General features: G+C 71.5%; 11 protein-coding genes. 10 read left to right on the forward strand and 1 reads right to left on the reverse strand.

Annotated elements, in window-relative coordinates; translation table 11 throughout:
* The first annotated feature begins 206 nt into the window (after positions 1 to 206).
* The 3 genes from V5F49_RS06130 (at position 207) to V5F49_RS06140 (ending at position 5716) form a co-directional block, all read left to right on the forward strand.
* The gene (locus V5F49_RS06130; RefSeq protein ID WP_394115977.1) at positions 207 to 2915 is read left to right on the forward strand and encodes a DUF4118 domain-containing protein; all 2709 of its coding nucleotides are present in this window, start codon (positions 207 to 209) and stop codon (positions 2913 to 2915) included.
* A complete protein-coding gene (locus V5F49_RS06135; protein ID WP_394115976.1) occupies positions 2912 to 3601 on the forward strand; it encodes a response regulator transcription factor in 690 nt (229 codons plus the stop codon). The genes V5F49_RS06130 and V5F49_RS06135 overlap by 4 nt, the downstream gene beginning before the upstream one ends.
* Before the next feature lie 396 nt (positions 3602 to 3997).
* Positions 3998 to 5716: a carbamoyltransferase C-terminal domain-containing protein gene (locus V5F49_RS06140; protein WP_394115975.1), complete on the forward strand. Its 1719-nt coding sequence runs from the start codon at positions 3998 to 4000 to the stop codon at positions 5714 to 5716.
* 134 nt (positions 5717 to 5850) lie between these two features.
* On the opposite strand, the gene V5F49_RS06145 is transcribed toward V5F49_RS06140, so the two are convergent.
* A complete protein-coding gene (locus V5F49_RS06145; protein WP_394115974.1) occupies positions 5851 to 7395 on the reverse strand; it encodes an adenosine deaminase family protein in 1545 nt (514 codons plus the stop codon).
* A 527-nt stretch (positions 7396 to 7922) separates the two neighbouring features.
* Here V5F49_RS06145 and V5F49_RS06150 point away from each other — a divergent pair.
* From V5F49_RS06150 to V5F49_RS06180, 7 genes are all read left to right on the forward strand, one after another.
* Entirely contained in the window at positions 7923 to 8231 is a 309-nt protein-coding gene (locus tag V5F49_RS06150) for a DUF485 domain-containing protein (RefSeq protein ID WP_394115973.1), read from the forward strand.
* Positions 8232 to 8236: 5 nt separating this feature from the next.
* Positions 8237 to 9967: a cation acetate symporter gene (locus V5F49_RS06155; protein WP_394116284.1), complete on the forward strand. Its 1731-nt coding sequence runs from the start codon at positions 8237 to 8239 to the stop codon at positions 9965 to 9967.
* Between the two features lie 12 nt (positions 9968 to 9979).
* Positions 9980 to 11551, forward strand: a complete 1572-nt coding sequence (locus tag V5F49_RS06160) for a putative nucleotidyltransferase substrate binding domain-containing protein (protein WP_394115972.1) — start codon at positions 9980 to 9982, stop codon at positions 11549 to 11551.
* On the forward strand, positions 11548 to 11853 hold the full coding sequence (locus V5F49_RS06165) for an MHYT domain-containing protein (protein WP_394115971.1): 306 nt from the start codon (positions 11548 to 11550) through the stop codon (positions 11851 to 11853). The genes V5F49_RS06160 and V5F49_RS06165 overlap by 4 nt, the downstream gene beginning before the upstream one ends.
* A gap of 270 nt (positions 11854 to 12123) precedes the next feature.
* On the forward strand, positions 12124 to 14877 hold the full coding sequence (locus V5F49_RS06170) for an ATP-binding protein (RefSeq protein WP_394115970.1): 2754 nt from the start codon (positions 12124 to 12126) through the stop codon (positions 14875 to 14877).
* Positions 14874 to 15275: a response regulator transcription factor gene (locus tag V5F49_RS06175; RefSeq protein WP_394115969.1), complete on the forward strand. Its 402-nt coding sequence runs from the start codon at positions 14874 to 14876 to the stop codon at positions 15273 to 15275. The genes V5F49_RS06170 and V5F49_RS06175 overlap by 4 nt, the downstream gene beginning before the upstream one ends.
* Positions 15272 to 17428 (forward strand): 3'-5' exonuclease, encoded by a 2157-nt coding sequence (locus tag V5F49_RS06180; protein WP_394115968.1) that lies wholly within the window; start codon positions 15272 to 15274, stop codon positions 17426 to 17428. Before V5F49_RS06175 ends, V5F49_RS06180 begins: the two co-directional genes overlap by 4 nt.
* Positions 17429 to 17501 lie beyond the last annotated feature (73 nt).

Here is a 17501-nt window from a genome sequence, read left to right on the forward strand (position 1 = left end):
ACGCGGATGGGGAGCGCACTCTAGAGGCTCGGCGGCGCCAGGAGAATGCCAAAGCGCGCGCGGGACCTATACGCGAATTTTATGGCGCCCGGCCCGTCCTGCGGCGAGGCTGGGCGCGACCGGCGGCCGCCGCCTCGACAACGGCCCGCGCCGGTGACAGACCAGTCGCACGGTCCGGACGATGACGCCCGGCCCCGGAGAAGGCCATGACGGAAGACCGCGCCGCGGACAGGCGCCCCTCGCCCGAGGCCCTGCTGGAGGAAGCCGGGCGGGAGGCGCGCGGACGGCTCAAGATCTTCCTCGGCGCCGCGCCCGGCGTCGGCAAGACCTACGAGATGCTCACCGCCGGCCACGCCCGCCGGCGCGAGGGCGTGGACGTGGTGGTGGGCGTGGTGGAGACCCACGGCCGGCGCGAGACCGAGGCGCTGGTGGCGGGGCTGGAAGTTGTCCCCCGCCGCCGTGTCACCTACCGGGGGCGGACGCTGGAGGAGATGGACCTCGACGCCATCCTCGCCCGCCGGCCGGCGCTGGTGCTGGTGGACGAGCTGGCCCACACCAATGGCCCGGAAAGCCGCCACGCCAAGCGCTACATGGACGTGGAGGAGCTGCTGGCGGCCGGCATCGACGTCTATTCCACGCTGAACATCCAGCACGTGGAGAGCCTCAACGACGTGGTGGCGCAGATCACCCGCGTGCGGGTGCGCGAGACCGTGCCCGACGCGGTGATCGACCGGGCGGACGATATCGAGATCATCGACATCACCCCGGGCGACCTGCTGGTGCGGCTGAAGGAGGGCAAGGTCTACGTGCCGGAGACGGCGCGCCGCGCGGTGGACAATTATTTCTCCCCCGGCAACCTCACCGCCCTCCGGGAGCTGGCCCTGCGCCGCACCGCCCAGCGGGTGGACGAGCAGCTTCTGACCCACATGCGGGCCCACGCCATCGCCGGGCCATGGGCGGCCGGGGACCGCGTGCTGGTCTGCGTCAGCGAGGACCCGCGCTGCGCCGGGCTCGTGCGCTACGCCAAGCGCCTCGCCGACCGCCTGCGCGCGCCATGGACCGCGCTCTATGTCGAGACCGCCCGCAGCGCCCAGCTGGGCGAGGCGGAGCGCGACCGTATCGCCGACGTGATGCGCCTCGCCGGCCGCATGGGCGGGGAGACGGTGACCGTCCCCGGCGGCCCCCGCATCGCCGACGACGTGCTGACCCATGCCCGGGCCACCAACGCCACCCACATCGTGGTCGGCAAGTCCGACCGGTCCCGCTGGTTCGAGATCCTGCACGGCTCCGTGGTGCACGAGCTCGTCCGCCGCTCGGGCAACATTTCCGTGCATGTGATCGCCGGCGACGCGCTGTCCGAGGCGGCCCCGCCGCGCCGTCCGGCGACCGCCGAGGGGCTGCGGCTCGACGCCCGACCCTATCTCGCCAGCCTCGCCATCGTCGCAGCCGCCACCGCCGTGGGCTTCGGCCTGCAGCGGATCCTGGCGCTGCAGAACATCGCCCTCGTCTTCCTCACCGCCGTGCTCGTGAGCGCCGTGCGCTTCGGCCTGCGGCCGGCGCTCATGACCTCGCTGGCGGGCATGCTGGCGTTCAACTTCTTCTTCATCCCGCCGCTCTACACCTTCACCATCACCGACCCGGAGAACGTGGTCGCGCTGTTCTTCTTCCTCGTGGTGGCGGTCATCGCCAGCAACCTCACGGCGCGGGTGCGGGCCCAGGCGCTGGCGGCGCGGGCGCGGGCCAAGACCACCGAGGACCTCTATCTGTTCGCCCGCAAGCTCGCCGGCGCGGGAACGCTGGACGACCTGTTGTGGGCCACGGCGTTCCAGATCGCCTCCATGCTGGGCGTGCGGGTAGTGCTGCTGCTGCCCGACGAGGACGGCGCGCTGGCGGTGCGCGCCGGCTATCCGCCCGAGGACGCGCTCGACGCCGCCGACCTCGCCGCCGCCCGCTGGGCGTTCGAGCACAACCGCCAGGCGGGGCGGGGCGCCGACACCCTGCCGGGCGCGCGGCGCCTGTTCATGCCCATGCGCACGGGGCGCGGCGCCGTGGGGGTGATCGGCATCGACCGCGACCGGGACGGCCCATTGCTCGCGCCCGAGCAGGTGCGCCTGCTGGACGCCCTCGCCGATCAGGCGGCGCTGGCGGTGGAGCGGGTGAACCTGGTGGCGGACGTGGAGAAGGCGCGGCTCGGCGCGGCCACCGACCGGCTGAGATCCGCTTTGCTCACCTCCATCTCCCACGACCTGAAGACGCCGCTCGCCTCCATCATGGGGGCCGCCGGCACGCTGCGCAGCTTCGCCCCGGCGCTGGCGGAGGAGGCGCGGACGGAACTGCTCGCCACCATCGAGGAGGAGGCGGCGCGCCTCAACCGCTTCATCGCCAACCTGCTGGACATGACGCGGCTGGAATCCGGCGCCATCATGCCCAACGCCGGGCTGTGCGACCTCGCCGAGGTGATCGGCAGCGCGCTCGCCCGCGGGGAGGCGATCCTGAAGCACCACCGGGTGGAGGTCGATCTGGCCCCGGACCTGCCCATGCTGTGGCTGGACCCGGTCCTGTTCGAGCAGGCGCTGTTCAACCTGCTGGACAACGCCGCCAAATATGCGCCGGAGGGCTCGCGCGTGCGCCTGTCCGGCCGGGTGGAGGGGAACCGGGTGCGGCTCGACGTGGAGGACGAGGGCCCCGGCATCCGCGAGGCCGACCGCGAGCGGGTGTTCGACAAGTTCTACCGTGTCACCAAGGGCGACCACGTGCGGGCCGGAACCGGCCTCGGCCTTGCCATCTGCCGCGGCTTCGTGGAAGCCATGGGCGGCACGGTGACCGCCGCCGGCCGGACCGACGGCCCCGGCGCCGTCTTCACCGTCAGCCTGCCGGTCGCCGCCGGCGCGCACGCCCCGGAGGCCAGCCCGTGACCGCTGCCGTGAATCTGCTGGTGGTGGACGACGAGCCGGCGATCCGCCGCCTGCTGCAGACCGGGCTCTCGGCCCAGGGGTATCATGTGACCGGCGCGGCCTCGGCGGAGGAGGCCATCGACCAGGCCGCGGCGGACCCGCCGGACCTGGTGATCCTCGATCTCGGCCTCCCGGGCCTCTCCGGCCGCGACCTTCTGGCGCGCTGGCGGGGCGAGGGCTTCACGGCCCCCGTGGTCATCCTCTCCAGCCGCACCGACGAGCCCGGCATCGTCGCGGCGCTCGACGCCGGGGCGGATGATTACGTGACCAAGCCGTTCGGCATGAACGAGTTGATCGCCCGCCTGCGCGTCGCCCTGCGGCACCGCCTGCAGCAGCAGGGGGAGAAGCCGCTGTTCCAGGCCGGCGACCTGTCGGTGGACCTGGTGCGGCGGATCGTCCGCCTCAAGGGAGCGGAGCTGCGGCTCTCGCCCAAGGAATACGAGATCCTGCGCCTGCTGGTGCAGCATGCGGGACGGGTATTGACACACCACCAAATCCTCAGCACTGTCTGGGGCAGCGCGCATGATCCCCAATATCTGCGCGTGTACATCCGCCAGCTCCGGCAGAAGCTGGAGGACAATCCCGAGCAGCCGCGCTACATCCGCACCGAAACCGGCGTGGGCTACCGGATGAGGGAGCCGGACTGAGCGCATGCAGCAGCTCACAACCCATCCGCGGGCGCATATCGCGCATTGATTGCATTTCGGTTTTTTTTGTATGGGTGACCGTGGGGGAATACCCGCACGATCCGGCGGCGTCGACACGGTGCATGCCGGCGGGCGGACCTCCCTCGCCGGCGCGGGGTCGAAGTCGCGTCTGGAAGTCCCGCGCGCCCAGCCCCCGCCGGCCTTTCCGGCCAGGGGACCGCACCGGGACCGCCGCCCCGGCGGCTTGAACCGATGCCGCCTTTCCCGGGCGGCGCGCACCCTCCGGCCGCTTCCCGGCGGCCACGAAGTCCACTGGAGCCGCCGGCAGGCGGCTGCCCGCCACCTAAGCCGCCCCACCGGGCACGCGACCGCAGTCGAGGCCGGAGACGCCGTCAGATGACGATTCTCGGAATTTCGGATTCCCACAATGCCGCGGCCGCGCTCATCGCCGCCGACGGCAGCCTGAGCGCGCTGCAGGAGGAGCGGCCGCGCCGGATCAAGAACTATCACGAGATTCCCACCCAGGCGATGGACTGGCTGCTGTCGCGGCAGAACCTGCGGCCGGCGGACGTGGAGGTGCTGGCGCTGGCCGGCCACCTGCCCATCCCCCCGCTCGACCGCATGGGCTGGATCCGCCTGTTCCGGGAGACCGGCGGCTGGAAGGGGCGCGTGCGCGAGGCGCTGCGCCACACCCCCCTCGTCAACGTGGTGCGCGCCGACAAGCAGCGCCGCCGCCGGGACGCCTATCTCGCCCTCGGCTACCGGCCGGAGGCCATCCGCACCTTCGAGCACCACGAGTGCCACGCCGCCACCGCCTATTTCGGACAGGCCGAACGCGAGGCCCCGGTGCTGGTCATCACCGTGGACGGCTCGGGCGACAGCCTGTGCTCCACCGTCAGCATCGGCAGCGGCAACCGCCTGGAGCGCCGCTTCGCCACCGACTGGAGCCACTCCTTCGGCACGCTCTACGGCGTCGTCACCTACATGCAGGGGATGGTGCCCAACGAGCACGAATACAAGATCATGGGCATGGCGCCCTACGCCTCGCCCTCGGCCTCGCGGCGGGTGGCGGACCAGCTGCACGCCCTGTTCATCTGGGCCGAGGACGGCAGCCCCACCTGGCGCCGCGCCCCGGGCGTGCCCCACACCATGCACATCCAGCCGGCGCTGGAGCGCATCTTCTTCGAGCAGCGCTTCGACGGCATCATGGGCGGCGTGCAGCTGTTCACCGAGGAGATGCTGTGCGAGCTGGTGCGCCGCGCGGTCCGCGCCACCGGCGTGCGGCGGCTGGCGCTGGCCGGCGGCGTCTTCATGAACGTGAAGGCCAACAAGCGCGTCATGGAGCTCGACGAGGTCGAGCAGCTGTTCGTCTACCCCTCCTGCGGCGACGAGACCAACGCCATCGGCGCGGCCTACCTCGCCCAGGCCGAGCGCATGGGCGGCGCGGCGGTGGCGCCCATCCGCTCCTTCTATCTGGGGCCGGAGTGGAGCGAGGAAGAGATCCTCGCCGACCTCTCCCCCCACGAAGCGAAGGGCGAGATCGTCATCGAGCGGCCGGCCGAGATCAACGACGCGGTGGCCGATCTGCTGGTGGCCGGCAATGTGGTGGGCCGCTTCGCCGGCCGCGAGGAGTTCGGCGCCCGCTCCCTCGGCAACCGCGCCATCATCGCCGATCCGCGCAACCCGGAGGTCATCCGCATCATCAACGAGATGGTGAAGAGCCGGGACTTCTGGATGCCGTTCGCCTCCTCCATGGTGGCGGAGGCGGCCGGCGACTACCTCGTGAACCCGAAGGGCATCGAGGCGCCCTACATGATCCTCTCCTTTGACACCGCCCCCGCCGGGGCCGAGGTGCTGAAGGCGGGCATCCATCCCTATGACCGCACCTGCCGCCCGCAGGTGGTGACACGCGAGGCCAACCCCGCCTACTGGGACCTGATCCAGCGCTTCCGGGCCCGCACCGGCGTGGGCGGCATCCTCAACACCTCCCTCAACCTGCACGGCCTGCCGCTGGTCCACCGCCCCGCCGACGCGGCCCACGTGCTGCTGAACTCGGGGCTGGACCTTCTGGCCATCGGCCCGTTTCTGGTGCGCAAGGCGCCGAAGGCAGCCTGACCTCGCGGACGGCAACATAGAAAGAGGCGGCTGGCCGGCCCGGCCGGCTCCGCCCCCAGCAAGAATGGGCTGCCGGCGCAGGCGAGGGCCGCCCCCCCCCCGGGAGAGCCTGCGTTATCGGCCGGGGGGCGGCCTCAGCGCCCGCCCGGCAGCAGGGCGCGGACGAGGGCAGCCGCCCGCGCCAGCGGTGGCATGGCCGACGCCACCTCCTGCTCGAAGGCGGCGAAGTCGCGATCCAGCCGGCCCAGCGCGGCCCGCCGATCGTCCTCCGACAGGAACGCCTTGAGCAGCGCGTTGTGCGCCAGCGCCTTCAGCCGCGCATAGCCGAGACCGTGGTCGCGCGCCGCGCGGACATATTCGTTGGTGAGATCGATCCGCGAGACGCCGGCGTCGTCGGTGGCGAGGGTCACCGGCACGCCTGCGGCGAGATAGGTGGCGATGGGGTGCTCGCGCCCGCGCACGCCGAGGATGACGTCGCTGGACGTCAGCGCGATCTCCACCGCAACGCCGCGCCGGCGCATTTCCGCGAGCAATCCGTCCGAATCGCGCTCGAACCCCACCGCCGTGCCGTGGCCGATGCGGCGCGCGCCCGCCACCTCCACCGCCTCGCGGATGTGGAATTCGAGATCGGGCGGCGGCACCAGCCCCAGCCACAGCTCCCCGGCATGCAGCGCCACCGGCACGTCGGTGCCGGCGAGGAAGCCGATCCAGCGCATGTGCATGCGATAGTCGCGCAGCGAGATGCGGAAATCCTCCGGCCCGACATAGTTGAGGCCGGCGACGATGCGCGGCGCCGCCCGCACCAGCGCGGCGTTCAGCGCTGTCTGGGCGAACACCTCGGCCGGCGCGCTGTTGCGGTTCACCTGGGCGATGAAGCGATAGGCGACGCCGCATCCCGGCTCGGTGCGGGCGGGCGAGCAGCCGAGCGTCTCGTCGATGCGGCGGGTGAGGCCCTCCATCTGCGCCGCCCGGGCGGCGACCACGCCGTCGAGCCCCGCGGCCCGGACCGCGGCCAGCATGTCCGCCGGCTCGCGCGCCTCGCCGATGGCGCGGGCAAGCCGCTGGCGGTCCTCTCCCTCGAACAGCGTGACCATGAACTCGGCATAATGGACGTTCTCGGCCGCGTACTGCCGCAGCTGGTCCGCGGTCATGTCGGCGAGCCGCGCCAGGGTCCGCTCCCAGTCCGCGCCGCCGGTGGCGGCGTTGAAGCGGCTGAAGGTGCTGAAGAACTGGTCGTGGCCGGAGGGCACCCCCTGCGAGGGGAGGTACCAGCGCATGGAGAGCGCGTTGATGAGCAGGTCGTAGGTGCGCTGCCCCTGGGGGCCGGAAACCGCCTCGGCCAAGGGCACCACGCCGGGGTCGGCGCCGCAGGGCTGGTCCGGGACCGCGCCGGACGGGCGCGGCAGCAGGCTCATGTCGGCACGCCGCAGGCACAGCCCGTCCGCGAGGCCCCAGGCGATGAAGCGCTCCGCATAGACCGCCCCGGACAGGTGGGTGTGCAGGTCGCCGCCCTTGGGCATGCGCTCCAGGAAAGAGCGCATCCGCGGCAGGTCGCTGCGCAGCGCCTCCATGTGGGCCCCGGTGGCCGCCGCCGGCAGGTCGCCGGCCACCATCGCCACCCGCGCGGCCACCGCCGCCGCCACGACCAGCGCCAGCCCGATCCAGATCCGTCGACGCACCGAAGTTCCCCCGCCCGCGAGCCTCACGCGTGACACGTCCGCGCGACATTCGGCCGGGAGAGTAGCCAAGGCCCGGCAGCACGCAAGCCGCCCCGATCGCGCCCTCCGGTCCCGCCGCCTCGCCTGCCCCTTCCCCGCCCGGATCGCCCCCTCGCCGCGGCGGGCTCATACCAATGGAGCAGGCAGCAAGAATTCCCCTCCCAAAGTATAACGACCGGGCGGGGATCGAATAGCCGGCGGAAGACCGGGAGAAAAGGCGCTGCCGCGTGGCCGGCCCGTCGGTCAATATGCGCATCTAACCGACTAGAATGTCAAAACTTCCGGCGCCGGAGCCATATTGCGCCGCGATATTGCGATTGCTCACGGGCGACGCAAGGGTATCGCCGAAAGTACGGTATTTACCCAACTAGCGCGCGCGGCGCGTCTGGTTCAGATTGCAGACGCGAGGCATGCCGCAAAGGGTACATGCCTCGACCAAGATAACAACCAGGTCCGCGGATGTCCGCGACCGCAAAGGGGGGCTTCCAATGGATGCATCTCTCGCCGCGCGCATAGCGGCCGATCCCAATTACCAGGCTCTCAAGGCCAGGCGCTCGCGCTTCGGCTGGATTCTCACGCTGGCGATGCTGGTCGTCTACTACGGCTTCATCGTGCTGATCGCCTTCCGCAAGGACGTGCTCTCGGCCCGCATCGGCGACGGCGTGATGACCTGGGGCATTCCGATCGGTTTCGGCGTCATCGTCTTCACGATCCTGATCACTGCCGTCTACGTCCGTCGCGCCAACGGCGAGTTCGACGATCTCTCCGAGAAGATCAAGCAGCAGGTGCTCAAGTGATGTCGATGCGCGTTCTCACCGGCAAGGCCTCGCGCCTTGCGGCCCTCGCGGCCTTCACCCTCCTGCCCACCCTCGCCCTCGCCGCCGGCGGCGACCTCGGCACGGCCGAGAAGCAGGCCACGAACTGGACCGCGATCACCATGTTCGCAGTCTTCGTCATGGGCACGCTCTACATCACCAAGTGGGCGGCGGCGAAGACCAAGTCGGCCGCCGACTTCTACACCGCGGGCGGCGGCATCACCGGCTTCCAGAACGGCCTCGCCATCGCCGGCGACTACATGTCGGCCGCCTCGTTCCTCGGCATCTCGGCCGCGGTGATGACCTCGGGCTATGACGGCCTGATCTACTCCATCGGCTTCCTCGTCGGCTGGCCGATCCTGACCTTCCTGATGGCGGAACGCCTGCGCAACCTCGGCAAGTTCACCTTCGCCGACGTGGCCGCCTTCCGCTTCGCCCAGACCCCGGTGCGCGTGTTCGCGGCGTCCGGCACGCTGGTGGTGGTCGCCTTCTACCTCATCGCCCAGATGGTGGGCGCCGGCCAGCTGATCAAGCTGCTGTTCGGCCTCGACTACTGGATCGCGGTGGTGATCGTCGGCGCGCTGATGATGGTCTACGTGCTGTTCGGCGGCATGACCGCCACCACCTGGGTGCAGATCATCAAGGCCTGCCTGCTGCTCGGCGGCGCGTCCTTCATGGCCTTCATGGTGATGTGGCGCTACGGCTTCTCCCCGGAGAGGATGTTCGCCGCCGCCGTCGAGGTGAAGACCAACCTCGCCGCCGCCAAGCCCGGCACCACGCCCCAGGCTGCCGCGGCCGCCGGCCAGGCGATCATGGGTCCCGGCTCCTTCATCAAGGATCCGATCTCGGCCATCTCGTTCGGCATGGCGCTCATGTTCGGCACCGCCGGCCTGCCGCACATCCTGATGCGCTTCTTCACCGTGCCGAGCGCGAAGGAAGCCCGCAAGTCCGTGATGTGGGCCACCGGCTGGATCGGCTACTTCTACCTGCTGACCTTCATCATCGGCTTCGGCGCCATCACCTTCGTGCTCACCAACCCCGAGTTCCTCGACGCCAAGGGCGCCCTCGTGGGCGGCAACAACATGGCGGCCGTGCACCTCGCGCATGCGGTGGGCGGCAACGTGTTCCTCGGCTTCATCTCGGCGGTGGCGTTCGCGACCATCCTCGCGGTGGTGGCCGGCCTCACCCTCTCGGGCGCCTCGGCGGTGTCCCATGACCTGTACTCGACGGTCATCAAGAAGGGTAAGGCCGACAGCGCCTCGGAGCTGAAGGTGTCCCGCATCACCACGCTGTGCCTCGGCGTCCTCGCCGTGCTGCTCGGCATCGCCTTCGAGAAGCAGAACATCGCCTTCATGGTGTCGCTGGCCTTCGCGGTTGCCGCCTCGGCCAACTTCCCGGTGCTGTTCATGTCGGTGCTGTGGAAGGACTGCACCACCAAGGGCGCGGTCGTGGGCGGCTTCCTCGGCCTTGCCTCCTCGGTGATCCTCACCGTGCTGTCGCCGTCCGTGTGGGAAGCCACGCTGGGCAACCCCGCCGGCTCGGCGCCGTTCCCCTACACCTCGCCGGCGCTGTTCTCCATGACGCTCGGCTTCCTGGGCATCTGGCTGGTGTCGATCCTCGACAACAGCCAGCGCGCCAAGCTCGACCGGGCTGGCTTCCCGGCGCAGGAAGTGCGCTCGGAGACCGGCATCGGCGCGGCGGAAGCCTCGGCGCACTGACGCCGACGCCAGATGCCGCAGCCGGACGACACTGCGCCCGGCGCCGCGCAAGAGGAGCGCCGGACCCATCCCCCCCGGGCCGACAAGGCCCGGGGACAGGATGCCCTCGGCCTCCAGCCTTCCGACCCGCCCGGTTCCGCCGGGCGGGTCTCGGCCCTCGCCCGCGAGAGCCGCGAGTTCGTCTCGCTGATGACCTCGCGGGTGCGGGACGTGTTCGTCCGCAAACCCTTCTTCGTCGAGGGCGACACTGATCTGGTCAGCGTCTGCCGCGCCCTCTCCGAGCGCGGCATCAGCGAGGCGCTGGTGCGCGACGGCGGGCGCATCGGCATCTTCACCACCACCGACCTGCGCGACGCGCTGCTGCGCGAGACCCCGCCCGCGGCGCTGGCCGTGCGCGAGGTGACGACCTTCGACCCCTGCGCGGTCGACGCCGACGACGAGCTGTATGACGCCCTCATCGTCATGCTGCGCCACCGCATCCACCGGGTGCTGGTGCGCGAGGCCGGGAGCGACGCCATCGTCGGCGTGCTCGGCCAGCTCGACCTGATGGCCTTCGTGGCCAACCACTCCCACCTCATCGCCCTGGAGGCCGAGCAGGCCACCTCCCCCGCCGAGCTCGCCGACGCCGCGCGGCAGATCGACAGCCTGGTCGCGGTGCTGAACGGCGACGGCGTGCGTGTCGAGGTCATCGCCGCCCTGGTGGGCGAGCTCAACCGCACGGTGTTCCGCCGCCTGTGGGAAATGCTCGCGCCCGACGAGCTGCGCGCCAACAGCTGCCTCGTGGTGATGGGCAGCGAGGGGCGCGGCGAACAGATCATCAAGACCGACCAGGACAACGCCCTGCTGCTTGCGGACGGCTTCGACTTCCCCGGCCTCGACGACATCACCCGGCGCTTCACCGCCGCGCTGATCGAGTTCGGCTATCCCCCCTGCCCCGGCGGGATCATGCTGAGCCGGCCGCTGTGGTGCCAGCAGGTCTCGGACTTCAAGGACACGCTGCGGCGCTGGATCCATGGCGGCGATCCGGAGGGGCCCATGAACCTCGCCATCTTCCTCGATGCCGCGCCGGTGGCCGGGGACGCGCGCCTGCTGGAGGCGGCGCGGGCGCACGTTGACTTCCTGATGATGAACGACGCCGGCTATTTCGCCCGCTTCGCCCAGGCGGTGGAGCGGTTCGGCGAGGGCGGCAGTTGGTGGAGCCGCCTGCCCGGGCTCACCGGCCGCGCGGCCGCGGAGATCGACCTGAAGAAGCTCGGCATCTTCCCGCTGGTCCACGGCGTGCGCGCGCTGGCGCTGGAATATCGCATCCCCGCGCTCGGCACCGCCGACCGCCTGACGGCGCTGGCGCAGACTGGCCACATGGACGCCGGCTATGCCCGCGACCTCACCGATGCGCTGCGCTTCCTCATCGGCCTGAAGCTCGCCAACAACCTGCGCCAGATGGCGGACGGCCGCGCCCCCAGCAACGCCATCCGCCTGTCCGAGCTCGGGACGCTGGAGAAGCAGGCGCTGAAAGAGGCGCTGGCCATCGTCCGCGGCTTCAAGCAGTGGCTCGGGCGGCACTACCGGTTCGACGCCCTATGACCCCGGACGGCGACCCCGGCCCGACGCCCCTGCCACGCGCGGGCGGCCATCGCAGCGCGGGCGACCGCGGGCCGCGGCCGCAGGTGCTGCTGGCGTTGTTCGCCGTGGGTCTGGCGGCGTTCAACTTTCCCCTGCTCATCGTCTGGGACGCGCCGGTGACGGTGCTGGGCCTGCCGCTGCTGCCGGTGGCGCTGTTCGCCATCTGGGCCGCGCTCATCGCCGCCCTCGCGCTGGCGAGCGAGCGCCGCAGCGGCCGGGACGTGCTGCCGCCGGCGCCGGGAGATCCCGGCCATGCGCCCTGACGCACCCCACCCGGAACCGGCGCGCATCCGCCCCGCTGTGCGGAGGCATCCGTCGCCGGGCACCGCGCTCCCGGCGGCGCGACGCGCCCTGGCGACCGATCCTGCCCCAGGCTCCTGTCCGGCCGACGTCCGACTTGTCCGGAGGTGGTCGCCCCGCCCGTCCGGCGGGCGCGCCTTCAGCCCGGACCGGGCGGACCCGCCCCGCCCCCGGCGCCAACACACGCGGTCCCTCCCGTCCGGAGCCGCGCCCCTGACAGGGGAGCGCGCGCCATGATGCATCCGGCGCTGGTGGTGGGCGCGGCCGCGCTCTATCTCGGCCTCCTGTTCGCGGTGGCCGCCTTCGCTGACCGGCGGGCCGCGCAGGGCCGCTCGGTGATCGGCAACGCCTGGATCTATGCCCTGTCGCTGGCGGTCTACTGCACCGCCTGGACCTATTTCGGCAGCGTCGGCCGGGCGGCGACGACGGGCGTGTGGTTCCTGCCCATCTATCTCGGGCCCATGCTGGCGATGCTGGTGGCGTGGATCGTGGTGCGCAAGATGATCCGCATCGCCCACACCTACCGCATCACCTCCATCGCCGATTTCATCGCCTCCCGCTACGGCAAGAGCCCGCTGGTGGCAGCGCTGGTGACGCTCATCACCGTGGTGGGCATCGTCCCCTACATCGCCCTGCAGCTGAAAGCGGTCTCGGCCGGCTATGGCGTGCTCACCGGCGGCGGGGCGCGGGCGAGCGCGGCGCCCGCCTTCTGGCAGGACGGCACCTTGCTGGTGACGCTGGCCCTCGCCCTCTTCACCATCCTGTTCGGCACCCGCCACCTCGACAGCGCCGAGCGGCACGAGGGCATGGTGGCGGCGGTGGCGTTCGAATCGCTGGTGAAGCTTTTGGCCTTCCTCGCCGTGGGCGCCTTCGTCACCTGGGGCCTGTTCGACGGCATGGCCGATATCTGGGCCCGGGCGCAGCAGCTGCCGGGCCTGAACGACCTGCTGCGCCTCGGCGGCGCGGGCGGGGCCGGCGCCTTCTCCTATGCCCAGTGGTTCACGCTGACGCTGCTGTCCATGCTCTCCGTGCTGCTCCTGCCGCGCCAGTTCCAGATGATGGTGGTGGAGTGCGTGGACGAGCGCCACCTGAAGCGGGCGGCGTGGGTGTTTCCAGCCTATCTGCTGGTCATCAACATCTTCGTTCTGCCGGTGGCGCTGGGCGGGCTGGTGCTGTTCGGCACCTCGGGGGCGGATGCGGAAACCTTCGTGCTGTCCCTGCCGCTGGCCAACGGCGCGCCGGGTCTGGCGCTTCTGGCCTATGTGGGCGGGCTCTCGGCCGCCACCGGCATGCTGATCGTGGAGACCATCGCCGTCTCCACCATGGTCTGCAACGATCTCGTCATGCCCACCCTGCTGCGCCTCAAGGTGCTCGGCGCGCGGGCGGGCGGCGACCTGACGGGGCTGCTGCTCAACATCCGCCGCGCCGCCATCCTCGCGGTGCTGCTGCTGGGCTATCTCTACTTCCAGGTGGCGGGGGAGGCCTATGCGCTGGTCTCCATCGGCCTCATCTCGTTCGCGGCGGTGGCGCAGTTCGGCCCGGCGCTGCTCGGCGGCATGTACTGGCGCGACGCCACCCGCCTCGGCGCCATCGGCGGCCTCGCCGGCGGCTTCCTGGTCTGGGCCTACACGCTGATGCTGCCCTCGGTGGCGAAATCCGGCTGGATCGCCGACGGCTTCCTCATCAACGGCCCGTTCGGCATCTCCGCCCTCGCCCCGGAGCGGCTGTTCGGGCTCGTGGGGCTGGACAACCTCTCCCACTCCCTGTTCTGGAGCCTGCTCGTCAACGTCGGCCTCTATGTGGGCCTGTCGCTGTGGCGCGCGCCGTCCGGGCGGGAGGCGAGCCAGGCGCTGCTGTTCGTCGATGTGTTCGCCCGGGGCCGGCAGGCCGGGACGGGCGACGATCCGGTGTTCTGGCGCGGCCATGCCCGCCCGGACGACCTGATGGCGCTGGCCAGCCGGCTGCTGGGGCCCGAGGCGGCGCGCCAGATCTTCGAGGAGCACGCCCGCGCCCGCGGCCTTGCGGATGTCGCGGAAGTCACCGCCGACGCCCGCCTGGTGGATCTGGTGGAGCGGCGCATCGCCGGCGCGGTGGGTAGCGCCTCGGCGCGGGTGCTGGTGGCGGCGGTGGCGGAGGAAGAGCCGCTCGGCACCGCCGATGTGATGGAGATCCTCAGCGAAGCCTCCCAGCTGCGCGTCTATGCCCGCACCATCGAGGAGAAATCCCGCTCGCTGGAGCTCGCCACCGCCGAGCTGACCGCGGCCAACGAACAGTTGAAGACCCTCGACCAGCTCAAGGACGACTTCATGTCGTCCGTCACCCACGAGCTGCGCACCCCGCTCACCGCCATCCGCGCCCTGTCCGAGCTGATGCTCGACGCCCCCGACATGGAGGAGGCGCAGCGCGAGGAGTTCCTGAACATCATCGTCGGCGAGAGCGAGCGCCTCGGCCGGCTGGTGAACCAGGTGCTGGACATGGCCAAGATCGAATCGGGCCATGCCGAATGGCATAGCGCCGACGTGGACATGCGCCGGCTCGTGGGCGATGCCGTCACCACCACCGCCGAGCTCGCCCGCACGCGCGGCGCGCGCATCACCCTCACCGCCCCGGACACGGTGCCGCTCCTGCGCGCCGATCCCGACCGGCTGACACAGGTGATGCTCAACCTCATCTCCAATGCGGTGAAGTTCGCGCGCAAGGACGACGGCCGCATCGATGTCAGCCTCGCCGCCGACGCCGACGGCATCGTGGTGCGCGTCCAGGACAACGGCCCCGGCGTGCCAACGGCCGACCGCGACACCATATTCGAGAAGTTCCGCCAGGGCGGCGACGCCCTGACACGCCCACCCGGCACCGGGCTCGGGCTTCCGATCAGCCGCCAGATCGTGGATCATTTCGGCGGCATCATGTGGCTGGACCAGAAAGACGGCAGCGGAGCGTGCTTCGCGTTCAGACTGCCCTACCGGCCGAAGGAGGAGACGCCATGATCCCGCAACCGAGCCCGGACCCGGCCCCCGGCATGAAACCAAAGGTGCTCATCGCCGATGACGAGCCCAACATCGTCATCTCCCTCGAATTCATGATGAAGCGCGAGGGCTTCGAGGTGATCGTCGCCCGCGACGGGGCGCAGGCGCTGGAGGTGATCCGCCGCGAGCACCCCCGCCTCGTGCTGCTGGACGCCACCATGCCCGGCATGTCCGGCTTCGACGTGTGCGAGGCGGTGCGCGCCGATGCCGAGGTGGCCTCGACCCGCATCGTCATGCTCACCGCCAAGGGCCGCGAGACCGACATGGCGCGCGGCGTGGGCGCGGGCGCGGATGCCTATGTCACAAAGCCCTTCTCCACCCGCGATCTGGTGCAGAAGGTGAAGGACCTTCTGGCATGAGCCTCGACCGCCGGCTGATTGCCGCGGCGCTCGCGCCGGCGGTGGGGCTTGCGCTGTGGGCCGCGGGCGGGATCGCCCTGCTGGCCGCCGCCATCGGACCCGAGGCGCGCGACCGCGTGGCGGAAGCCGTGCTGCCGCTGGTGGAGAGCCACGGCGCGCTGGTGTTCCTGTGGTGGTTCCTCGCCGCGGCCGGTGCTGGCCTGCTGATGCGCCGGCTTTATGCCGCCCACGTGGAGGCCCCGGCCCGCCTCGCCGACGCCATCCGCGTCTCGGCCGGCGATGCCTCGGCCCCGCCCATCGTGCCGCAGGGCAGCGCCGCCACGCGCGCCGTCGCCGAGGCGGTGAACGCCCTCGCCGCCCAGCGCAGCGCGCTTCAGGCCGACATGGCACGCCTGGTGGCGGAGGCGAGCCGCAATGTCGCCCTCCAGCGCGACCAGCTCGCCGCGCTGATGGCGGAGCTGCAGCAATCGGTCATCGTCCTCAATCTGGAAGGCCGCATCCTGCTCTACAATGCGCGGGCGCGGGCGCTGTTCGGCCGGCTCTCGCAGGCGCCGGGCGGCGCGGGGGGGGCGGAGCTGATCGGCCTCGGCCGCTCCATCCACGCGGTGATCGACCGCGCGCTGATCGCCCATGCGCGCGAAACCATCGAGCGCCGCATCGCGCGGGGGGATGCGCGGGCCTCCGCCCGCTTCGTCACCACCACGCCGCTCGGCCACCTCATCCAGGTGCTCATCGCCCCCGTGCGCACGGCGGGCGAAGGGGGCGGCGCGCTCACCGGCTTCGTGCTGCTGCTGGAGGACATCACCGACGAATACGAGGCGCTCTCGCGGCAGGACCGGCGCTGGCTCGACCTCTCCGAGGCGAGCCGGGCCTCCTTCGCCAGCATGCAGGCGGCCCTCGACATGCTGGACTATCCCGACCTCGAGCCGGCCGATCGAGAGCAGTTCCAGGCGGTGGTGCGCGACGAGGTGGGCGCCATGAGCCAGCGCCTCACCGCCCTTGCCGCCGACGCCTCGCAGGACGTGATGGCCCGCTGGCCGCTGCAGGACATGCTGGGCGCGGACCTCGTCGCCGCCGCCGCCCAGCGCATCGCCGCCGAGACCGGCTGCGAGGCCATCACCGAGGAGGTGGACCCCGAGCTGTGGCTGAGCGTGGACAGCTTCGCCCTCATCAAGGCGCTGTCCTTCCTCGCCGGCCGGCTGAAGGAGGCGAACGGCGCCCCCGGCCTCGCCCTGCGCCTCGCTCCCGCGGGCGGACGGGCCCATCTCGACCTTGCCTGGCGCGGCACCGAGACGGCAGGTTTCGCCGGCTGGCCGTCGAGCCCCATGCAGGCGGGCGATTCGCTCTCCCCCCTCTCGGTGCGCGACGTGGTGGAGCGGCACGGCGGGGAATTGTGGGTGGAGCGGGCGCGCGACGGTTCGGGCGCGGCCTTCCGCTTCCTGCTGCCGGTGGCCAGCGGGGCCGCGCACGAGGTCCCCGCGCCCGGCGAGAGCCGGCCGGCCTATTACGACTTCGACCTGTTCGCCGCCAGCGAGCAGAGCCGCGACAGCGACGACCGTCCGCTGACCGAGATCGCCTACACCGTGTTCGACACCGAGACCACCGGCCTCGACCCGGCCGGCGGCGACGAGATCCTGCAGATCGGCGCCACCCGCATCGTCAACGGGCGGCTGCTCGCCACCGAATGCTTCGACCAGCTGGTGGACCCCGGCCGCTCCATCCCGGAGGCGGGCATCGCGGTGCACGGCATCCGGCCGGAGATGGTGCGCGGCAAGCCCCGCCTTGCCGCGGTTCTCCCCGCGTTCCGCGCCTTCACCGAGGACACGGTGCTGGTGGGCCACAACGTGGCGTTCGACATGCGCTTCCTCACCCTGAAGGAGGAGGCGACCGGCGTGCGCTTCGACCAGCCGGTGCTGGACACGCTGCTGCTCGCCTCCGTCGTCCACCCGGGGGAGGACAGCCACAATCTGGAGGCCATGGCCAAGCGGCTCGGGGTGGAGGTGTCGGGCCGCCACACCGCGCTCGGCGACGCGCTGGTGACGGCGGACATCTTCCTGCGCCTGCTGCCGCTGCTCCGGGCGCGCGGCATCCTGACCCTGGGGCAGGCCCGCGCCGCCGCCCAGTCCTCCTATTACGCCCGCCTGCGCTACTGAGCCGCTGCCTCGCCGCGTCCGCCATGCACCGGCGGGCGGGCGTCCCGCGCGCGCCGCCCTTCCCCCGGCGCGC

The sequence above is a fragment of the Xanthobacter lutulentifluminis genome, from assembly GCF_043194675.2.
In the GTDB taxonomy this organism is placed as follows: domain Bacteria; phylum Pseudomonadota; class Alphaproteobacteria; order Rhizobiales; family Xanthobacteraceae; genus Xanthobacter.